This window comes from Rugosimonospora acidiphila (genome assembly GCF_039543385.1).
GTDB classification, from domain to species: Bacteria; Actinomycetota; Actinomycetes; order Mycobacteriales; family Micromonosporaceae; genus Rugosimonospora; species Rugosimonospora acidiphila.
This window is the reverse complement of the sequence record NZ_BAABJQ010000042.1, coordinates 22,292-43,016: the sequence shown is the minus strand read 5'-3', so window position 1 is coordinate 43,016 and position 20,725 is coordinate 22,292. Positions and strand designations below refer to the sequence as shown.

The following is a 20,725-nucleotide window of genomic DNA, read 5'->3' as shown; positions in this document are numbered from 1 at the left end:
CGTTGTATGTGATCGGAAGGACCCGATGAGCCGCTACCGTATCCGCTCGGCATTCGGCCTGGCCGCGATCCTCGGCCTCGCCTTGCTCGCGGCGCCGGCGCCCGCCTGGGCGCACCGGCCGGCGACGCTGACCCACGCCAGCTTCGCCGGCCTGACGGAGATCGTCGCCAGCGCGAATGCCGACCTCACCGGCGTCACCGCCGACGACGTGGTCGTGACCAAGCCGGACGGGACGGTGGTTCCGCCGACGAAGATCACGCACGTCGCGGCGGGGCCGGGCACCCTGACGGTGGACCTCACCGCCGACCAGTTCGCCCGCGTGACGTCGACCGGCACCACCATCGCCATCCGGGACGGCCGCTCACGCGGGAAGTCACGGCCGGTGCCGGTGTTGCGACCGGGTGAACCGGCCAGCAACGGCCACATCCTGGGGTCCAGCCAGTGGACCGACGAAGGCTGGAGCACGAGCTACACCGACCCGACGTTCTACGACCCGACGACCGGTCAGACCGGGCTCTACCGGTTCGAAGACATCCGTCCCGACCAGGACGCCAACGGTAAGCCGGTGGCGTGGAAAAACGGCGACGTGAAGACGCCGGCACACAAGTCGATGCGCATGCTGGTGCTGTACGTGCAGTTCCCGGACCGGCTGGCCGCGAACTCGCCGGCGCCGTACCAGACGATGCAGCCGTACCAGGACTACATCGCACCGTCCGCGCAGTTCTTCGACACCGCGTCGTACGGCCAGTTCCAGCTCAGCTTCGTCTCGCCGCAGATCAGCGACGGACTGGGCTGGATCATGATGGATCAGAACGCGAGCGCCTACACCTGGGACGCCCAGACGCACAACATGTTCGCCTACGCCCGCGAGGCATTCCAGCACGCCTATGACAACTGGGGCATCAAGGCGGACGACTACGACGAGGCCCTCATCATGCCGGCCCGGGGAACCTCCGGCCTGTTCAACGGCCCCGGCAACATCAACCGGGACCCGACCGACGGTGAGCAGACCAACACCAACCAGGTCGCCTACGTCGACCACGACGGCAAGCCGCACTACGTCAGCACGGTGCTGACCGCCGGCAACGACATGTTCAACTGGGGATACCGCTGGCTGAACCACGAGGCGGGCCACACGATCGGGTTCCCCGACCTGTACATGTACTCACCGACCAAGGTGGCCGGCGTCAACGTCAACCAGTTCTTCTGGGTCGGCGGCTGGGACATCATGGGCAATATCGGCGGCCACTCCAACGACTATCTCGGCTTCCAGAAATGGAAAGTGGGCTGGCTGCGCGACGATCAGGTAGACGTGGTGAGCCAGGACAGCACCACCGTGCACCACATCAGCCCGATCGAGACGCCCGGCGGCAGCAAGATGGTCGTCATCCGCACCGGGGTCTCGACCGCCTACGCCGTGGAGTTCCGCACCAAGCTCGGCGTCAACGGCCTCGACAACCGGGGCAAATACCAGGGCATGCTGCTGTACCGGCTCGACGCGTCGCAGTGGGAGCAGCAGGACGTCAACGAGAATCTGCAGATCATCTCCAAGCAGTACTACAACGATCCGGCCGTCGGCGGGTCGCAGAACCTGACCGGCGTGTGGCGGCCCATCACGAACTCGCTGTCCGGGCTGGACACCGAGGGCGCGCTCTGGCAGCCGGGTGACGTGTTCCAGGATCCGAAGACGGGCGTGCGCATCGACTTCGGCGATGTCAGTGACTACCTGGCGTCGGACCCGGCGAACAGCCCCTACACGGCCGACGACACCGCCACGCTCACGGTGGAGAAGACAGGCGACTCCGCCCTGAACTACCCCGTGACGTTGAGCAACGCCCGGGCCGAGGCGCCGAACAAGATCACCTTCGACACGAGTACCGAACTGCAGCGCCGGATCACGGACTCGAACAGCATCAACAACGGCGACTACACCTACGTCCGGGAAGAGTCCAGGCTCACGCCTGCGGACCTGGTGGTGAAGCAGGGCACCCGTACCATTCCGGCCAGCAAGATCGAAGCAGTCGACGTGGAGCCCACCAGCGTCACGCTGACCTTCCAGCCCGGGACGTTCAAACACCCGTCCGACACCGCCGGCCTGACCATTTCCACCAAGGCGTATTACTACTACGCCGCCAGTAAACCGGTCGCGGTGCCGTACCGGTTCACCGGATTCGCGCCGCCGCTGGCCAACCCGCGAAACTGGAGCAAGGCCAAGGCGGGCTCCACGATCCCAGTGAAGTTCGGCCTCACCGGCGACCACGGACTGGGCGTCCTCGCCCCCGGCTACCCTCAGGCACAGCCGGTCGCGTGCGGAACGGGTACGCCGACCGGGACGGCGAGCACCACCGCCGGGACGCTGCACTACGACGCCAGGGCCGACCGGTACACCTTCTCGTGGCGTACCGACCGCAAGCCGGCCACGAGCTGCGTGCGGCTGGACCTGCGCCTCATCGACGGGACCACCCACTCGGCGTACGTCAGGTTCAGCTGAGCGACGTGACCGGGTGACGTGCCCGGCATCGGTGGGCCCGGCGGTCGCCATGCCGCCGGGCCCACCTGCTCGCACGCCGCCGGTACCTGTCGGGTTGGGGATTGCCGGTTTCCGCGCTGCCACGGACAGTTGTCGGGTCGATGCCGATCGGGGTGGCTGATCGGGCAGGCTGAGGAGCGGGTCATGGTGCGACGCTGGCTGATCACCGGGTGCTCATCAGGGTTGGGCCGGGCGCTCGCCGGGGCCGCGGCCGCCGCGGGGGATCTGGTGCTGGCCACCGCCCGCCGCCCGCAGACCCTGGATGAGATCCGCGACCGGTACCCGGACACGGTCGAGACCTGCGCCCTGGACGTCCGCGACCCGGCAGCCTGCGAGGCCGCCGTACGGGTCGCCGTGCGGCGGTTCGGCGGCGTGGACGTACTGGTCAACAACGCCGGGTACGGGACTCTCGGTGCGGTCGAGGAGCTGACCGACGGGGAGATCGAGGCGCAACTGGCGACCGTGCTGCTCGGGCCCTGGCGGATGACCCGCCTGGTGCTGCCGCTGATGCGGGCGCAGCACTCCGGGCACGTGCTGATGGTCTCCTCGACAACCGGCCGGTCGGCGATGGCGGGCCTCGGCGCCTACGTCGCGGGGAAGTTCGCGCTGGAGGGGATGACCGAGACGCTCGCGCTGGAAATCGCCGGTACCGGGGTGCGGGTGACCCTGCTGGAGGCGGGCGTCTTCGCGACCAACTACGGCACCGCGCTGGTCGAGGCCGCCACCCGGCTGCCCGACTACCGGCCGGTCGTCGACCTCACCGGCGCGTTGATTCGCGGTGAGATACCGCCCGGCTTCAGGCTCAGCGAGCCGGCGGAGTTCGCCGAGGCCGTGCTGGCCCTGGTCGACGACGCGCAGCCGCCGCTGCGGTTCCCGCTCGGCGCGCAGGCGTGGGAGCTGCTCACCGAGGCGGCGGACCGCGACCGGGCGGCGAGAGTCGAACTCGCGGGCAAGCTCGGCGTGCCGTTGCCCGCGCGCTAGCGGCTCAACGTACGAGACCGCCGCCGACATCCCGCGCCCGGTGGACGCCGGGCCACCGGGTACCCGCGCAAGGACGCCACACCGGTCGACCTTAAGCGGGCCCTGGCTGCCGCGTCGGGCGGACGGAGTAGCCCGCGACTACCCCCCGGGACGTAGTTTCCCGGGCCGCACTGCACCGGGGGCGGCAGCGGAACTGTCTTCCCTCGCCTGACGACCGGGACCGCACCGGAGCGGCATTCTGCTTCCTGCCGGGTGATCGATCACTGGTGCCCGCCGGACCGTCCGGTCGCGGCGGGCCGGGCGACAAGGAAGGTCGGCGGTGAAGAAGGCGGACGAACGCGTTCCACGATGGCCGTACGTGCTGCTGCGCGGGACCACGACGGCGGTGGCCGTACTGGCGGCGGCGCAGGCCGTGCTCGCGGGCGGCTTCCTCAGCGGGTATTACGGCGCGCTGACCGCGCACCTGATGGTGGGCATCTCCCTGGTGGCGCTGGCGGTGCTGCAGGTGCCCGTGGCGGTGTTCCAGTACCGGGCCGGCGGGTCGCGCCCCGTGCTGCGGGAATGCCTGACGTTACCGCTGGTGCTGGCGGTGCAGGCCGGGCTGGGGATGCTGCACATCCTGATCCTGCACATCCCGTTCGGGGTACTGATGATTGTCGGGTCGTTCCGGTTCGCGGTCGGGGCGTGGCGCACGCCGCTGCCCGCCCGCGCCGGATCCGGCGGGCCCGGCGAGCCGGTTGAGCCGGTCGAGCCGGTCGAGCCGGCCGGACCGGTCGAGGCCGCCGGGGTGCTGTCGTGAACCGGCGCACCGCCCTGCGGATCGGGTTGGCGGCGGCCGGTGCCGGCGCGGTGGGTGCGGGGATCGCCGGTGCCGGATGGTCGGCCGTGGACTGGCTGTGGCGCCCCGGCGAACCCGGCCGGTTGCTGGGCAGCACGGCGCCGCTGCCGCCGCGGTTCCGGGTACCGCTGCCGGTGCCGCCGGTACTGTCGCCGGTGCGCACCGACGGCACCACCGACTACTACGAGATCGTCCAGCGGGTGGCGGACCTGTCCATCCTGCCGGGCCTGCGCACCGAGGCGTGGACGTACGGCGGGAGCTTCCCGGGGCCGACGATCGTGTCCCGCTCCGGGCGGCGCACCGTGGTGCACCACCGCAACGAGCTGCCGCAGGCGGCCGTGGTGCACCTGCACGGCGGGCACACGCCGACCGCCAGCGACGGCTACCCGATCGACCTCATCCTGCCGGCGGCCGGCGCCGGCGACGGCACGCCGCCCATGCCCGACATGCCCAACATGCCGATGTCGGCCATGATGGGCGACACCAGGCTCGGCCAGCGCACCTACACGTACCCGATGAACCAGCGGGCGGCGACCCTCTGGTACCACGACCACCGCATGGGCCGCACCGGCCTGGGGGTGTGGCGCGGGCTGGCCGGATTCCACCTGGTGCGGGACGACGAGTCCGACGCCCTCCCGCTGCCACGGGGGCAGCGGGACATCCCGTTGATGGTGACCGACCGGTCCTTCGCGGCCGACGGGTCCTTCCGGTACCCGTCGGCCGCGACGGCCGGCGTCACCGACGCGTACATGAACGGGGTACTCGGCGACGTCATCCTGGTCAACGGCGCACCCTGGCCGGTGCTGCGCACCGATCCGGCGCGGTACCGGCTGCGGCTGCTCAACGCGTCCAACGCCCGCCGGTACCGGCTCGAACTGGACCCGCAGCCGCCCGGCGGCGCGGCACTGGTGCAGGTCGGCAGCGACGGCGGGCTGCTGGACCGCCCGGTCGCGCACGACGCCCTGGAGATCGCCCCGGCGGAACGCTTCGACGTGGTGGTGGACTTCGGCCGGTACCGGCCGGGCACCCGGGTGCGCCTGGTCAACCGGCTCGGCTCCGGCTCCACTGTGGACGTGATGCGCTTCGACGTGGTCGGGACGGACCGGGCGGACGACTCGGCGGTGCCCGATCGGCTCGCCCGGGCCACCGCCGTGCCGGATCCGCATCGGGCCGCGGCCACCCGCACGTTCCTGTTCCACCGGCGCTCGGACGGCACCTGGACCGTCAACGGCGACCCCTACCGTCCCGGGCGCGCGCTGGCCCGGCCGAAACTGGGCACGGTCGAGGTGTGGCGGTTCATCACGGACTTCCACCACCCCGTCCACGTGCACCTGGACCCGTTCCGGGTGGTCTCCCGCAACGCCGGCGATCCCGGCGCTTACGACGCCGGCTGGAAGGACACCGTGGACGTCCGGCCGTCCGAGGCCGTGGAGGTGGTCACCAGGTTCACCGACTACCCGGGGCGGTACCTGCTGCACTGCCACAATCTCGAGCACGAGGACATGGCCATGATGGCGGACTTCACGGTCGGCTGACGTCACGGTCGGCCGAGCCGGCGGTGGTCGGGGCGGGCGCACCGCCCCGGCCGCCGCACGGTCCGGCCCGCTAGGCCCGGGTCCACTTCTGGTTGGAACCGCCGTTGCAGGTGTAGACGTCGACCTCGGAGTGGTTGGCGGTGCCGGCGCCCGCGACGTCGAGGCACAGCCCGGTGGCGACGCTGGTGATGGTGCCGTCGCCACTCACGTTCCATTGCTGGTTCGTGCCGCCGTTGCAGTCCCACAGCTCCGCCTTGGTGCCCGGCGCGCTGGCGCCACCGGGGACGTCCAGGCACTTGTTGCCGTACACCACCAGCCACTTGGACGGGGTCAGCAGCCAGGACTGGTTGCCGCCGCCGTTGCAGTCCCAGATGTCCAGCTGGGTACCGTTGGTGGTGGTCGAGCCCGGCACGTCCAGGCACCGGTTCGAACCGGTACCGCGCACGACGGTGGCCCCGCCACCGCCGCCGCCCCACGCCCACTGCAGCCGGGTGACCCCGGAGGCGTTGTTGTTGGACAGCGTCAGCGCGGTGCCGCTGCCGTGCAGGGTCTCCATGCTGTACGTGTCGCCGGTGCGCAGCCCGGGCCAGTAGACCGAGCCCATGCCCAGCGCGTGCATGATGTCGCTGTCGGCCTCCACGTACGCGACGAAGTAGTTGTTGTTGATGGGGCCGGTGTAGTTCAGCCCGGTGGTCATCTCGGCGCCCCACTCGTCGACCACGGTCCGTGAGGCGCACGAGCCGATCCGGTTGCGCAGATCGCTGACCCAGCCGGCGTACGCGGTCTGGCTGGTGTTCCAGAACCCGTACACGTGCAGCGACAGGTAGGCGCCGGTGAACCGGCTGTCGGCGCAGACGCTGGTGACGTTGTCGTTGTACCCGGTGCCGCTGACGAAGACGCGGTTCTTCGGGATCGACGGGTAGGTGCTCATCCACTGGGCGACGAGGTTGGCCCACGCGCTCGCGCTGTAGCCAAAGGGTTCGTTCATCGGCTCGAAGTACACCCGGCCGTTGCCGGCGTACTTGCTGGTGACCGTCTGCCACATCGTCCAGTACGAGGTGAGGTTGTCGACCTGCCCGTCCTTGTGCGCGACACCCTCCCAGTAGCTGAGGATGACGTTGAACCCCTTGGCCGTGGCGGCGTCGATGGCGCCGGTGTAGGAGGACCAGAAGGAGCCGTTGACGGTGTACGGGTTGACTGGCAGCCGCACCGTGTTCGCGCCCAGGTTGGTCTGGAACCCGCCGATGACCGCGGTCGCCTTCGCGTAGCTGGTGGCGTAACTATCCGATGTGGACAGACCGGACGGGACGACCGGGTCGTCGGCGTAGTTGTCGCGGGGATCGGCCCAGTTGACCCCCTTGAACTGGTTGGTGGCGGCCAGCGCGACCGTCGCCGGGCCCGCGACGCCGACCGCGGCGGCGGTGGTCACCAGGCAGGCGGCGGCCGTGGCCGCGGCCAGGCGCCAGGAGGTGCGCCGGCGGGCGGCGCCGATGGTGAGACGGAACATGGTGTGTTCCCTTCCGGTATGTGAGCGGACGGTCGACCGCCGTTGTTTCTCGCGCCGCCCGGTGGCCCGCGCCGCCGACGATAAAGTCATGGACATCGATCAATGCGGGTGAGGCACAGCCTAGGAATCCGGTACCCCTTCGTCAAGGGGCCAGGAAAAGTCCCGGCGTCGCCCGCCGGACAGGCCGCCCCGGGCCGCCGGCGGTCTGGCGGGGTGCGGGACTGGCGAAGGCGGGGCTACCGGTGCAGGTGGGCGGCCCGGGTGCCGATCGCGGACAGGAAACCCTCCAGGGCCAGGGTGGCCGCGCCGAGGCTGACCGGATCGCCGACCAGCTCCGACAGGGTGATGTCGATGGCCGCGAGCGGGTGGCGCAGCGCGTGCCGGGACACCACCGCCCGCACCTCGTCCAGCAGCGGCTCACCCAGCCGGGCGGCGACCCAGCTGGACAGCACTATCGCCTCGGGGTTAGCCAGGTTGATGACGTTGGCGATGGCGACCCCGAGATAGCGGGCGGTCTCGCCGATCACCTTTGCCGCCACGGGATCGCCCGCCCGTACCCCGGCGGCCAGCGCGTCGATCGTCGCTGTCTGGTCGCCGGCCCGCAGCATCGGGCTGTCCGGGTCGAGCTCGCGCAGGTGCTGCATGATGCCGGGCGCCCCGACGTAGGTCTCCACGCAGCCCCGCCCGCCGCAGTGGCACGGGCGGCCGTCGAGGACCAGCGTGGTGTGGCCCCACTCGCCGGCGCTGTTGGTCGCCCCGCGATACAGGGAGCCGCGGAACGCCAGGCCGGCGCCGACTCCGGTGCCGAGGTTGAGCACTATGACGTCCTCGCGGCCGCGCCCCGCCCCGAACCACAGCTCCGCGACGACCGCGGCGCGCAGTGGATTGTCCAGGTACAGCGGCATGCTCAGGCCGTCGGCCAGCAGGCCGCGCAGGGGGATGTCGTGCCAGTTCCAGTTCGGCGCGAAGACCGACACCCCGCCGCCCCGGTCGACCTGGCCGGGCACGCTGATGCCGGCGCCGAGTATCCGCCGTGGGGCCGCCCCGCCGCGCGCCAGCACGGCGCGCACCCCGGAGACGATGTGACCGACCACCTGCGCGGGGCGGTTCTCCTCCGGGTGCAGCTCCTCCTCGACGCTGGCCAGCAGGGACAACGCGGTGTCGAACAGCTCGACGTGCACGTAGGTCTCCGCCACGTCGACGCCGACCAGCACCCCGCCGGCCGGGTTCACCGACACCAGCCCGCGCGGCCGGCCACCGCTGGAGTCCTCGAAGCCGACCTCGACCAGTACGTCCGCCTCCAGCAGTTCGCCGATGAGGTTGGACACGGTGGCCAGGCTCAGCCCGGTCTCGGCCGCTATCCGCTGCCGGGAGACCGTCGACCCGGCGATGATGTGCCGGAGCACCTCGAAGCGGTTGGCCACCCGGATGTCGCGGGACGTCCCCCTGGCGATCGGTACCACCTGTCCTCTGCCGTTACGGCTGGTCAGCCGGGTTAGCCTAACCAGGCTAAGATCGTCGGCGCATCGTCCGGTCGGGCAGCGCCCCGCGTGGCCCCGCCTCGGCTCGGCCCCAGGCCGCGGCCTCGGGCCCTTTTCCGCTACCCGTTGGACGAAGACATCGACGATTGTCTTGGCAAAGCGCTACGCTAACACGGCCTCGCCTTGCCGCGGTGCGAGGCGTGAACGTCAGCCATGGTTTATACACCATCGCCCATACGTCGACCAGGTCAGCCGCCCGGACGGGGTCGGCACCCGCCTCACCCGCGCACCGGCTCCCGGACGGCCGCGGTGCTGGCGCGCACCACCAACCGGGTCGCGACCGTGGCGGCGCCGTCCGCGCCGGTGCCACCGTCCATCTTGTCCAGTAGCTTGCGGATGCACAGCCGGCCGACCTCGGCGAAATCCTGCCGCACCGTGGTCAGCGGGGGCCAGAAGGAGCGCGCCTCCTCCATGTCGTCGAAGCCCACCACGCTGACATCCGCGGGGATGTCGCGCCCCAGTTCGTGCAGCGCGCGCATCGCGCCCAGCGCCATCTGGTCATTCGCAGCGAAGATCGCGGTGACCTCCGGCCGGGCCCCCAGCACCAGCCCCTCGCGGTATCCGGACTCGGTCGACCAGTCGCCGTGGCGCACCTCGGGCGGGGTGATGCCAGCGTCCTCCAGGGTGCGCCGCCAGGCATCCATCCGGTGGTTGGCGGAGAACGAGGCGGGCGGCCCGGCGATGTGCCACACCTGGCGGTGGCCGAGCGCGAGCAGGTGCTCGGTGGCCTGCCGGGCGCCCAGCGCCTGATCGGTGTCGACCACGGTGTATCCGGACCCGGCGCCGGAGTCGATGACCACGACCGGAATGCCGGGCGGAAGCGTGAACTTCGCGTCGTCGAGCAGGTGCGCCTCGAAGATGATGACGACGCCGTCGACGGCCGCCTCGCTCAACCGGCTGAACGCGCCGGACACCTGGCTGGAGGTCGGGTTGGCGATCGGGATCAGCGTGACGGAGTAGTCCGCCCGCGCCGCCTCCATCGCGATGGCGTCCAGGGTGCGCACGTTGCCGAACGTCTCCAGGGTGAACATGATGACGCCGATGGTGTGGAACCGGCCGCTCTTCAGGGCGCGGGCCGCGCCGTTGGGTCGGTAGCCGAGCGTGCGCATGCACTCGATGACCCGTTCCCGGGTGGCGGCGTCGACGTTGGTGTGGCCGTTGGAGACGCGCGAGACCGTCTGCGAGGAGACGTTCGCGAGGCGGGCCACGTCCGCCATGGATGGCCGGGCCCTGTGTGTGCTGTCGCGTGCTGTTGTCATGGCTCCTCGCGGTGTCCCTCGTGGACTCGCCTACCCTGGGCCTGCTCGCTCGAATCCACATGCTAACGATCCGGCGCCCGCCGGTGGGGGATCCGTCGCCGCGTTACCCGGTCCGCGGATACAGTCATCGGTCGTGGGGCGATATGCGGCGGTGGACGTGCAGTACACACCGGACGGTGGGGCGCTGGCCGCGGCGGTGCTCGCCCAGGACACTCGGTTCGCGGCGATCGTGGCGGAGCACACGGCCCGGCTGGCCGAGGTCGCGGCGTACCGGCCGGGTCACTTCTACGCCCGGGAGCTGCCCGCGCTGGACGCGGTGCTGGCCAAGGCCGGCGCGATCGACCTGCTGATCGTGGACGGGTACGTGGACCTGTCCCCGGACGGGCGGCCCGGGCTCGGCGCGCACGCGCACGCGCGGTTCGGGGTGCCGGTGATCGGCGTGGCGAAGACCGCCTTCCAGGGCGCCACCCACGCCATCGCGGTGGTCCGCGGCGAGGCGATCCGCCCGCTGTACGTCACGGCCGCCGGCCTCGATCGGGGCGAGGCCGCCGAGTTCGTGCGGGAGATGGCCGGCCCGTACCGGATGCCGGACGCGTTGCGCCGGGTCGACCGGCTCGCCCGTACCGGCGCGTAGGTTCGGGGCCGCACTATCGTCCATAGTGGATGATTCGGACGGCCGGGGCGGTTAGGATCCCGTCGTGATCGTTCTCGTCACCGGCGCGGCCGGGGGAGTGGGCCGGCTGCTGGTGCCGGAGCTGCGCGGGGAGCACGAGCTGGTGCTCACCGACCGGGCGCACGCGCCGGGCGTGGTCCCCGGCGACCTGGCCGATCCGGACTTCCTGCGCGGCGTCGTGGCCGGCGCCGACGCGATAGTGCACCTGGCCGGCGACCCTAACCCGTCACGAGGCTGGGACCGGCTGAGGGTGCCCAACGCCGACATGGTGGCGCACGTGCTGGACGCGGCCGTCGCGGCCGGCGTGGGCCGGGTGGTGCTGGCCAGCTCGGTGCACGCCTCGGCCGGGTACGTGGACGCCGGGCGTACCCCCGTGCGCGAGGACTGGCCGGCGTGGCCGTGCTGCCCGTACGGGGCGGCGAAGGTGTTCGCCGAGTCGCTCGGGCGGGCCTACGCGTACCAGTGGGGGCTGTCGGTGGTCTGCCTGCGGCTGGGTGGGGTACGCGAGCGGCCAGCGGCCCGCAGCTGGCTGCCCGGCTGGCTGAGCCCGGGCGACCTGGGCCGGCTGGTGCGCGCCGCGCTGCGCGCGAACGTCGACTACGGCGTCTACCACGGCATCTCGGCCAACACCGGTGCTCTCTGGGACCGGTCGCTGGCCGGCGCCGAGCTGAGCTACCGGCCGGTGGACGACTCGGCCCGGTACGCCGGCGAGGTGGCCGACGACCTCGCGGCGAAGCCGGATCCAGCGGCCCGCCCCCGCTGGGGCTTCGCCCACCTCAGCTGAGTGGCGAGTGCGTGCCGGCCGCTCCGTGCGGCTCCTGTACCTACTAGTATGTACACTGCGCCTCGATCGTCCTGCCACCGCACGAGATCGAAGGAGTGAAAACATGCGCATATCCCGCGCTCCGCACACCCAGGTGCCGGCGTCGCCCGAGTGGGTCACCGGCTCGGCCCGCGTCGAAGGGCTCGCCACCCCCGAGGGTCCATCGCGGACGCAGGTCGACAGCGTCCACTTCGCGCCCGGCGCCCGCACACGCTGGCACCGCCACCCGGGCGGCCAGGTGCTCGTGGTCACGGAGGGCACGGGGCTCGTGCGGCGCCGCGGTGGGCCGGTCGAGACCATCAGCACGGGCGACAGCGTGCGGGTCGAGGCGGGCGAGTGGCACTGGCATGGCGCGACGCCCCAGGATGCGATGACTCACCTGGCCATCGAGGAGTTGCCGGCCGACGGCGGGGCGACGGAGTTCGCGGACGCCGTCGCCGACGCCGAGTACCTGGGCGGAACGGGGGAACGGGCCGACCCGGAGCCGCTGCGTCGCGTGATCGTCCTGGACCAGCGGCTGCCGGAGCCACTGGCCACCCAGCGCGTCGAGATCCGGCGGATCACCATCGCGCCCGGGTACGCCGCGGGCCTGCACATCCACAACGGGCCGGTCCTCGGCAGCATCGAGACGGGCTCGGTGGTCTACCAGATCGAGGGCGGGCCGGCGACCGTGCTCACGCCCGGCGACGTGTTCTACGAGCCCGAGGGCGTGCGCATCGCGCGCTTCGACGCCCAGTCCGACGGCGTCACTTTCCTCGGATACTTCCTGCTCGCCGACGGAGTGAACGCCGGGCTGGTGTTCCCCGAGGCCTGACCGGCAAGCGACATCCTCAACGGCACGCCGCCGGGTACCCCACCCGGCGGCGTGCCGGTTGTCGTGCGGCCCACCCGGCGGTGTGCCGGCCGTCACGTAGCCCACCCGGTCGCCAGGGGCGGCGCCGGATACTTCTGTGATAGAACTTTAGAGGTTCTGTAGCAGAAGTAGATCCCAGCGCCGGAGAGCACCACCGTGAGCCAGATGACCATGAGCGTTGCCCACGATGACCCCAACGGCCGGCCGGCATGGTGACCCTGCTGCTGCGCGAGCCGGCCCGGCCGCGCGTGGTGCGCGAGCACCGGTGGGCACCCTGGTTCGCGGTCATCACGGTGTGCTTCGGGGCGTTCATGGGTCAGCTGGACGCCAGCATCGTCACGCTGGCCTTCCCGGCCCTGCAGGGCCACTTCGGCATCGGGCTGGCGGCGGTGCAGTGGGTGTCGCTGGCCTACCTGCTCACGCTGGTGGCCCTGCTGGTGCCGGTGGGCCGCTGGTCGGACCGGGCCGGGCGCAAGCTGGTGTATCTGGCCGGGTTCGTGGTGTTCACCGCGGCCTCGGCGGCCTGCGGGCTGGCCTGGTCGCTGACGGCGCTGGTGGTCCTGCGGGTCGTCCAGGCGGCGGGCGCGGCCATGCTGCAGGCCAACAGCGTCGCGCTGGTCGCGACGAGCGTGCCGCCCTCGTCCCGGCGCGCGGCGCTCGGGGTGCAGGCGGCCGCGCAGGCGCTGGGGCTGGCGCTGGGGCCGACCATCGGCGGGCTGCTCGTCGGGTCGGTCGGCTGGCGGTGGATCTTCTACATCAACGTGCCGGTGGGGGTGATCGCCCTGGCGGCCGGCTGGTTCCTGCTGCCGCGTACCCGCAACCGGGCGCCCTCGGGCGGGCTGGACGCGGCCGGCGTGGCCCTGCTCGCGGTCGGCAGCACCTGCGCGCTGATCGCGCTGTCCGCCGGCTCCGGCCTGCACCTGTCCCCGGCCACCCTGGCGGGCTTCAGCCTCCTGGCCGTCGCCGCCGTGGCCGGCCTGGTGTGGTGGGAGCGCCGGGCGGCCTCGCCCCTGCTGGACCTGTCGATGGTGTCCTCCCACGGGGTGGCGCCCGGGCTGGGCGGGGCGCTGTGCGGGTACATGGTGCTGTTCGGCCCGCTGGTGCTGTTCCCGCAGACGTTGACCGCGCGAGGCGACAGCGCGCTGCACGCCGGGCTGCTGCTCACCGCCCTGCCGGCCGGGTTCGGCCTGGCCGCGGCGACCGCCGACCGGCTGCTGCCCGGGGGCTGGTCGGACCGGCGCCGCTGCGTGGCGGGCGGGCTGGTGGCGACCGTGTCGGGCGCCGCGCTGGCGGCCTCGGTACCGGTCCCGGTCACCGTGTTGCTGCTGGGTCTGCTGGGCATCGGGCTGGGCGTGTACATCCCGGCCAACAACGCGGCCATCATGGCGGCGATCCCGAACCGGCTGGCGGCCACCGCCGGCGGCATGGTGAACATGACCCGCGGCCTGGGTACCGCGCTGGGGGTCACGGCCGTCGCGCTGGCGCTGCACCTGGGGCAGGCCACCGCCGACCCGGGCCTGGACACGCCGTTGACCATGCTGATCCTGGCGGCCTGCGCGCTGCTCGCCACGCTGGCCGGGCGGGCGGCGGGCCGGGCACCGCACGCCGGCCCGGCCGAGGTCATCGCCGGGGTCCCCGCCGATGTCTCCGCCGGTGGTGACGGCGTGGGTGCGGCGTGAGGGGCGCCGCGGTTCCGCGCCGGCTGCGGTGGATCCGGCCGGTTCACGGGTACCCTGCGGGTCGGTACCACGGCGTCGAGGAGTCCGCAGCGATGAGCATCAGCCCGCCGGTGGCGGCGAGTGCCCCGGACAGTTCGGATCCACCGGGCAGTTCCCTGGCCGACACCATCAGCCGGCTGCGCCGCGCCCTGCGCCGGGGCGCCCGCGTCGCCGACCCGGGCAACCAGCTCTCGGTCGCCCAGCTTGAGCTGCTCGCGAGCGTGGCGGAGCACCCCGGCACCCGGCCCGGTCAGCTGGCCCGCCGGCTCAACCTGCGGCCCAACACCGTCACCACCCTGGTCAACGCGTTGACCAACCTGGGGATGATCAGCCGTGCCGCCGCCATCGGCGGCGACCGGCGCGCCATCTCGCTGAGCGTCACCGAGGAGGGGCTGCGCGCGGTGCACGCGTGGCAGGCGACCAACAGTGCCGTGCTCAACCTCGCGCTGTCCACCCTGACGGCCGGTCAGCGCAACGCGCTGACCCGCGCCACGCCGGCGTTGGACGCGCTGGCGCAGGCCATCGACCGGCTCGCCGACACCCCGCTGCTCGCGCCGAACACCGACAGCGCGGGCTGACCGGCCCTGCCCGGCCGGCCCCGATCCGCCGCGTGGCTGTCCGCGTCCTACCTACCCGGCGCTGCGCCGGCCGCTTCGATCGGCGTCACGACCGGGCGTCGTCGGCGTCGTCCAGCGGACCGCGCAGGTCCCAACCGTCGGCCACCACCTCGCGGACGATGTCGGATCGCGTCACCGGCTCGCCGCACTCCGCGCAGTGCACGCTCGGCGTGAACGCGTGGTCGTGGTGGGTCTGGCGCATCGGCGGCGTGGACACCGCCCACTTGTCCCCCCAGGCCAGCAGCGCGCTCGTCACAGAGCCGAGTTCACGCCCGGCCTGAGTGAGCCGGTACTCCTCCCGCCGGGGTGAGTCCTGGTAGGCGTGCCGTTCGAGCACGCCCGCGTCCACCAGTGTGCGCAGCCGGGCCGCGATGCGGTCCCGGGGCGCGCCGGTGTTGCGTACCAGCTGGGTGAACCGCCCGTTGCCGAACATGACCTCGCGCACGATCAGCAGGGACCACCGGTCGCCGACCACGTCCAGGGCGGCGGCGATGGAGCAGGGCCGCCCCGGCAGGGTGGCCGGATCGATGCGCGCCGCCTCGTGCGGATCGGTGGCGGTGGCCGCGGGCTCGGTACGTCGTGCCATGCGTGCCATCGTGACACAACACGGTTTGCTTTCCAAACCGATGATGTTAGCCTGCCCAGGTGACGGTTCGAAATTCAAACCATAGGGCGCCTCGGCGGCGCTGGGTGCCGACCGTGGTCGTCGTCCTGGCCGTGTTCATGACCAATCTCGACCTCTGGATCGTCAATGTCGCGCTGCCCTCGATGGGCGCGGGCTTCGCGAAGGGCGGGCACCCCGCGTCGCTGGCGAGCCTGTCGTGGGTACTCAACGCGTACTCCATCACGCTCGCGGCGCTGCTTGTGGTGGCCGGGCGGCTGGCCGACCGGATCGGGCAGCGGCAGGTCTTCCTCGCCGGCATCGTGGTCTTCACCCTCGCCTCGATCGGATGTGCCCTGGCCCCGTCGCTGCCGCTGCTGGTGGCGGCCCGGGTGCTCCAGGCGATCGGCGCGGCGGCCCAGCTGCCGACCTCGCTCGCGCTGCTGATGGCATCGGTACCGGCGTCGAGCCGACCGGCGGCCGCGCGGGGGTGGGCCGCCGTGGGTGGTCTGGCCGCGGCGTCCGGCCCGGTATTCGGCGGCCTGCTGGTGGAGGTCGACTGGCGGTGGGTGTTCATCGTCAACGTGCCGATCGGTGTCGCCGCGCTCGCCGCCGGCCTGCGTACCCTGCCGCGCTCCGCGTCCCGGGAATCCGGCCCGATCCCCGATGTCCTGGGCGCGGTGCTGGTGACGGTGTCGGTGGCGACACTCACCGGGGCGCTCGTGCAGGCGCCCGGCTGGGGCTGGGGATCCGCGCGCACCACCGGGCTGCTCGCCGTCGCGGTGGTGTCCGGAGCCTGGTTCGTCCGGCGCAGCCTGCACCACCACACCCCGCTGATGGAGCTGCACCTGCTGCGGGAGAGCCGGTTCGCCATCGCGAGCGGGGGCGTCGCGCTGTTCAGCGTCTCCTTCGCCATCATGCTGCTGTCCAACGTGCTCTGGTGTCAGGACGCGTGGCACTGGTCGGCGCTGCGTACCGGGTTGGCGATGGTGCCCGGGCCGGCACTCGTACCGCTCGTCACGGTGGCTTCCGCCCGGGCCATGCGCCGGCTCGGGCCCGGTCCGCTGATCGTCGCCGGCAGCATCCTGTTCGCGGCGTCGATGCTGTGGCGGGTCGTGTTCGTCGCGGTCCGGCCCGACTACCTCGGCGACCTGTTCCCCAGCATGGTGCTCGGCGGAGCCGGCGTCGGCCTGGCCATGGGCACCCTGGTCGCGGCGGGCGTGACGTCGCTGCCGGCCCACCGGTCGGCGACCGGCTCGGCGCTGGTCAACTCGAACCGCCAGATCGCCTCGGCGGTGGGCGTGGCCATCCTGGTGACCCTGCTGGGCAGCGGCGTGGGCACGGGAGCGATTCACGAGTTCAAGGTCGGCTGGGCCATCGCGGCGGGGCTGGCGGCGCTGTGCGCCGGCTCCGGCCTGATGCTGATGGGCCGTGGCCGCGACTCCTCGGCCGTCCCCGGGGCGGCGGCGTCGTCCGGCCCGGCCGTACCCGAGCCGGCCGTGCCTGGCCCGGCGGTGCCCGAGTCGGCCTCGCAGCCGGCGGGCGCCTGAACGGTCCCGGCGACCATCCGCCCGCCGTCCTCAAGGCGGTTCTTGAGACGGCGCCCTCGATGCGGCGTCATTGAGACGGTGCCCGCCCGGCCCGGACGCGGGCCGGGCGGCTGGTGGGTGCTCGGCCCGGACGCGGGCCGGGCCCCTACCGGGCGGTCGTGGGTGTGGTGACGGTCGCCGGTCGGCGGGTGGTGCAGACCGAGGTCGGCGACGCGGTTGTCTCGCCCGGCGCGAGCAGCGCGATCAGGAAGCAGTAGTTGCCGGTCGGATCCAGGTGGGTCGCCGTGTAACTGGTGACTCCGCGCTTGAGTGATACGACCGAGCCGACCGGGGTGCCGTTGTGGGACAAGGTGACCACGGCCGTGGCGGACCCCTTGCTGGGGTCGACCCAGCTGACCGTGATGCTGCCACCATGGTCCCGCATCGCCAGGCCCGCCGGTGCCATCGCGGTCGGGCGCGCGGAGGTGGGGGAGCGGTCCAGCGCCTCCCCCGCCCGGTGCGGACCGGGCAGGATCGACGGCGCGACCAGAATCACGGCGGCGGCCACCCCCGCGGCGGCACCCAGCGCCGCCGCTGAGAGGACTAGCGGCTTGCCGTAACGCCGCAGGCCGCGATTCCGCTCGCGGAGCGGTGGGGGCAGGCGCTGGGGCTGCGGTACCGGCGCGGGCGGCCACTGCCGGACCGTGCGCTGCCGGTCGGTCCGCGGCTGATCCGTCCGTTGCCAGGGTTGCGGTTGCCGCCGCGACCGGGGCGGTCCGGACGCGGTGGGTTGGTGGGTCGGCGCCGATCGGGTCGGTTGTCGCGGCGGGCCGGACGCGAATGCCAGGGGTTGGTGCTCCGGCGCCTGCCGGGCCTGCTGTCGTGGCAGCGTCGGGTCTTGGTGTGGCGGCCTTGGGTCTTGGCGTGGTGGCCTCGGGTCTTGGTGTGGCGGCGTCGGGTCTTGGCGTAGCGGCCTTGGGTCTTGGCGTGGTGGCATCCGGTCTTGGCGTGGCGGGCCGGCGGGATGGGCAACCGTGCGCTGCCGAGCCAGCCGGCGCCCGGCCCGGCGGCGCGCGGCCAGGCGGCGCTGGGCGCGCAGGCGTTGCCAGACAAGCCGTTGCCGGGCCAGTCGTTCCCGGGCCCACGGCCGCCACGATGGCCGCGCCGCAGACGGCGGCGTGGATTCCGCCACTGGCTGTGCTGCCGGTACCGCCGCGTGCCGCGGTACCGGTGCATTCCTTCCGTCCGGTGTATTCCTTCCGTCCGGGGCGGGTTCCTGGCCCGGAGCGGGTTTTTCGGCCGGAGAATTTTCCTTGGCCGGAGCCGGCTTGTCGTGGGGCGTCTCCGGACGCCGGTCTGTGAACCGGGGCGGCGCCGCCGGTGGCGCCCACGGATTCGCGCCGCTTCCGGGGCCATCCCGATGGGCCGGCCGCGCCGCGTGGCGGCCGGCGCTCTCCGCCGGGTCGGAAGCCCAAGTCCCACCGGAAGCCCAAGCCCCACCAGGAGTCTGTTCCGCGCCGGGAGCCTTCGGGATCGCCGCGTCGCGCGAAGGTTCGGGTCTCTCCGCCGCACCGGTGTCCCGGGTGGAGGCGGGATGCGGCCGGCTCCGATCGTCCACAGTGGAGTCATGACCGAGATCGGGTGCGAGGCTGTCGCCGTCCGAGCGGATGCCTCGCAGCCACCGGCGTCGACGCGGGGGCTCGGCCTCCGGCTCGGGGTGGGTGGGCATCGGCGGCTCCACCTCGGCCAGCCGAGCCTCCAGCCGCTCGGTGAGCGGGTGACCGCTACCGAGCAGTGCCCGGGTCCGGTGGTGGGCGCGGGTGAGCAGCTGGCGCGCGGTCTGCCGGTCGCCGGCGGCGAGGTGCAGGCCGGCCAACTGCGCGGCCAGCCGCAGAGTGTCCAGATCCTCGTCGCCGTATCGGCGCCGGAACGTGTCGTGGACCCTGTGCAGCATCGCCAACGCGAGGTCGTGCTCCCCGCGATCGTGATGCAGCCGGGCCAGATTGGACTGCGTGAGCAGCATGGCACGGGCGGCCGGCCCGTCCGTACCCTTGCCGGATTCGAGCACCTGGCGGCACAGGGCGTACGCGTGATCCCGGTCGCCGGAGTCGTAGAGCACGGTGGCCAGCACGGCACGGGCCCGTACCGTGCCCGGATGACCCGCGCCCAGCAGCCGCTCACAGCGGGGCACCAGCGCCGCCGCCAGCCGGTGCGCCTCCGGCAGGTCGCCCAGTTCCCGAAGCACCTCGGCGAGCATGCGCTCGGTCGACAGCAGCTGCGCACCCCCGGTGACTCCCGCGTCGTGGGCGATGCGTTCGGCCCGCCGCAGGGTCTCCAGCGCGGCGTCCCACTGCGCCCGCGCCTGCTGCCGCTGAGCGAGGGTATGCAGGCTGGCCACCTGATGGCGCGACAGGTCACTCACGGCCGCACCCGCGTGCCCCGGTGTTCCTCGTCGACTCGGTGCCGCTCGTCAAGCCGGTGCCGTTCGTCGATTCGGTGCCGTGCGTCGTTCCGGTGCCGTGTGTCGTTCCGGTGCCGTTCGTTGTTCCGGTGCTACGCGGCGATCCGGGGTCATCCGGTGCCTCGATCGGGGAGCCATTCATGGGCAGGACCTCACCAACGCCACCATCCCGGATCGCCTGCGTAATGCCCCGATCACTACGCCGTGTGCCCCGGAACTTCCATTCGGTACCGTCCGTCGCCTCAGGTGGGCGCTGAGTGAGGATACCGAACGGCGACCCTCCGCGCGCGCTTAGGCACGACAATCCGCGGACGGTTCGGGCACCGGCGCGCGGCGTTTCGTCGGCGGGTACGCGTGGAGGTGGCGTCGCCGAAGTGTCAAGCGATAGCGCGGTCAGATTCGGGACAACGGCGCGACGCCGAGCGCCCCGATGATCGCGCTCCTCGATTACCGGCCGGCGAGGAAGTCCACGATCGCGGCGGCGAACTCCGGTGTGGCGGCGGCCGTCCCGTGGTCCCCGGGCACCATGGCCCGAGTCGCGTACGGCAACGCCGCGACCAGTCCGTCGGCGGAGGCGGCGCGCTCGTCGTCGGCACCCACCACCACGAGCGTCGGCACCTGGATCCGGCCGATCGTTTCGGCGGGCGTGGGAACTATCGAATCCAGCACGTGAAGCAGCGCGACCGTATCCTCGCCGCTCGACCGCAACCACCTATCGAAGCGCTCCTCCGACGACCCCGGCTCGAACGTCCCCGATCCGGCGACCACTCGCCGCAGCAGTTCCCCCGCGCCGCCACCGGTGCCGAGTACCTCACGCAGGCCCTGACCGCCGACGACCGCCCGACCCGGTGTCGCGCCGCGCACCAGCATCCGCATCACCATGCGCGCGCCGAGCGAATACCCACCGAGGTCGTAGTCGTCCAGTCCCAGGTGTTCGAGGAGGGCGAAGCCGTCGTCGGCCAGGACGTCGAGGGGGTAGGCGGCGGCGTCGTGAGGCTTCGCGCTGCTCCCGTGGCCGCGGAAATCCGGCATGATGACCCGGTATCCGCCTGCGGCGATAGCCTCGGCCTGCCCGCGGCGCAGCCACAGCGTCGCGTCTCCCAGCAGACCGTGCAGCAGGACCAGGGGCCTGCCCGCACCCACCTCCCGGTAGGCGAGCCTTGCGTCATCACGGCCGGGGAAGAAGGACACGGCGGGATCCAGCACGTACGGGAGCCTAGCTCCGAGCGGCCACGCGACGTGGCCGGCGGCGGCCGGTA

The 20,725-nt window shown here is 72.4% G+C and carries 16 protein-coding genes; 10 read left to right on the top strand and 6 right to left on the bottom strand.

Translation table 11 applies throughout. The features are described from left to right. The first annotated feature begins 25 nt into the window (after positions 1-25). The 4 genes from ABEA87_RS38815 (at position 26) to ABEA87_RS38800 (ending at position 5,884) form a co-directional block, all read left to right on the top strand. Positions 26-2,491, top strand: coding sequence for a PxKF domain-containing protein (locus ABEA87_RS38815; protein WP_345638403.1), 2,466 nt, complete (start codon positions 26-28; stop codon positions 2,489-2,491). Between the two features lie 183 nt (positions 2,492-2,674). Then, entirely contained in the window at positions 2,675-3,511 is an 837-nt protein-coding gene (locus tag ABEA87_RS38810) for an SDR family NAD(P)-dependent oxidoreductase (RefSeq protein WP_345638401.1), read from the top strand. Between the two features lie 319 nt (positions 3,512-3,830). Continuing rightward, positions 3,831-4,310: a hypothetical protein gene (locus ABEA87_RS38805; protein ID WP_345638399.1), complete on the top strand. Its 480-nt coding sequence runs from the start codon at positions 3,831-3,833 to the stop codon at positions 4,308-4,310. Further along, complete coding sequence (locus ABEA87_RS38800) at positions 4,307-5,884, top strand: multicopper oxidase family protein (RefSeq protein WP_345638397.1); 1,578 nt, start codon at positions 4,307-4,309, stop codon at positions 5,882-5,884. The genes ABEA87_RS38805 and ABEA87_RS38800 overlap by 4 nt, the downstream gene beginning before the upstream one ends. A gap of 70 nt (positions 5,885-5,954) precedes the next feature. Here ABEA87_RS38800 and ABEA87_RS38795 read toward each other — a convergent pair whose 3' ends face one another. From ABEA87_RS38795 to ABEA87_RS38785, 3 genes are all read right to left on the bottom strand, one after another. Then, positions 5,955-7,391: a ricin-type beta-trefoil lectin domain protein gene (locus ABEA87_RS38795; protein WP_345638395.1), complete on the bottom strand. Its 1,437-nt coding sequence runs from the start codon at positions 7,389-7,391 to the stop codon at positions 5,955-5,957. A 236-nt stretch (positions 7,392-7,627) separates the two neighbouring features. Beyond that, a complete protein-coding gene (locus tag ABEA87_RS38790) occupies positions 7,628-8,854 on the bottom strand; it encodes an ROK family protein (RefSeq protein WP_345638393.1) in 1,227 nt (408 codons plus the stop codon). A gap of 296 nt (positions 8,855-9,150) precedes the next feature. Beyond that, positions 9,151-10,191: a LacI family DNA-binding transcriptional regulator gene (locus tag ABEA87_RS38785; protein ID WP_345638391.1), complete on the bottom strand. Its 1,041-nt coding sequence runs from the start codon at positions 10,189-10,191 to the stop codon at positions 9,151-9,153. Positions 10,192-10,324: 133 nt separating this feature from the next. Here ABEA87_RS38785 and ABEA87_RS38780 point away from each other — a divergent pair, with 133 nt between their 5' ends. From ABEA87_RS38780 to ABEA87_RS38760, 5 genes are all read left to right on the top strand, one after another. Continuing rightward, positions 10,325-10,825 carry an endonuclease V gene (locus ABEA87_RS38780; protein WP_345638389.1) on the top strand — a complete coding sequence of 167 codons (501 nt, stop codon included), beginning with the start codon at positions 10,325-10,327 and terminating at the stop codon, positions 10,823-10,825. Between the two features lie 64 nt (positions 10,826-10,889). After that, positions 10,890-11,648, top strand: a complete 759-nt coding sequence (locus ABEA87_RS38775; protein ID WP_345638387.1) for an NAD-dependent epimerase/dehydratase family protein — start codon at positions 10,890-10,892, stop codon at positions 11,646-11,648. A gap of 103 nt (positions 11,649-11,751) precedes the next feature. Continuing rightward, on the top strand, positions 11,752-12,501 hold the full coding sequence (locus tag ABEA87_RS38770; protein WP_345638385.1) for a cupin domain-containing protein: 750 nt from the start codon (positions 11,752-11,754) through the stop codon (positions 12,499-12,501). Between the two features lie 248 nt (positions 12,502-12,749). Next, on the top strand, positions 12,750-14,219 hold the full coding sequence (locus ABEA87_RS38765) for an MFS transporter (RefSeq protein ID WP_345638383.1): 1,470 nt from the start codon (positions 12,750-12,752) through the stop codon (positions 14,217-14,219). Between the two features lie 92 nt (positions 14,220-14,311). Next, positions 14,312-14,836: a MarR family winged helix-turn-helix transcriptional regulator gene (locus ABEA87_RS38760; protein ID WP_345638381.1), complete on the top strand. Its 525-nt coding sequence runs from the start codon at positions 14,312-14,314 to the stop codon at positions 14,834-14,836. Positions 14,837-14,921: 85 nt separating this feature from the next. On the opposite strand, the gene ABEA87_RS38755 is transcribed toward ABEA87_RS38760, so the two are convergent. Further along, positions 14,922-15,461: a winged helix-turn-helix transcriptional regulator gene (locus ABEA87_RS38755; RefSeq protein ID WP_345638379.1), complete on the bottom strand. Its 540-nt coding sequence runs from the start codon at positions 15,459-15,461 to the stop codon at positions 14,922-14,924. Positions 15,462-15,574: 113 nt separating this feature from the next. Between ABEA87_RS38755 and ABEA87_RS38750 the strand changes: the two genes are divergently transcribed. Next, entirely contained in the window at positions 15,575-17,026 is a 1,452-nt protein-coding gene (locus ABEA87_RS38750; RefSeq protein ID WP_345638377.1) for an MFS transporter, read from the top strand. Between the two features lie 145 nt (positions 17,027-17,171). Here ABEA87_RS38750 and ABEA87_RS38745 read toward each other — a convergent pair whose 3' ends face one another. Beyond that, positions 17,172-19,427 (bottom strand): tetratricopeptide repeat protein, encoded by a 2,256-nt coding sequence (locus ABEA87_RS38745; RefSeq protein ID WP_345638375.1) that lies wholly within the window; start codon positions 19,425-19,427, stop codon positions 17,172-17,174. Between the two features lie 486 nt (positions 19,428-19,913). After that, positions 19,914-20,672: an alpha/beta fold hydrolase gene (locus tag ABEA87_RS38740; protein ID WP_345638373.1), complete on the bottom strand. Its 759-nt coding sequence runs from the start codon at positions 20,670-20,672 to the stop codon at positions 19,914-19,916. Positions 20,673-20,725: the final 53 nt, after the last annotated feature.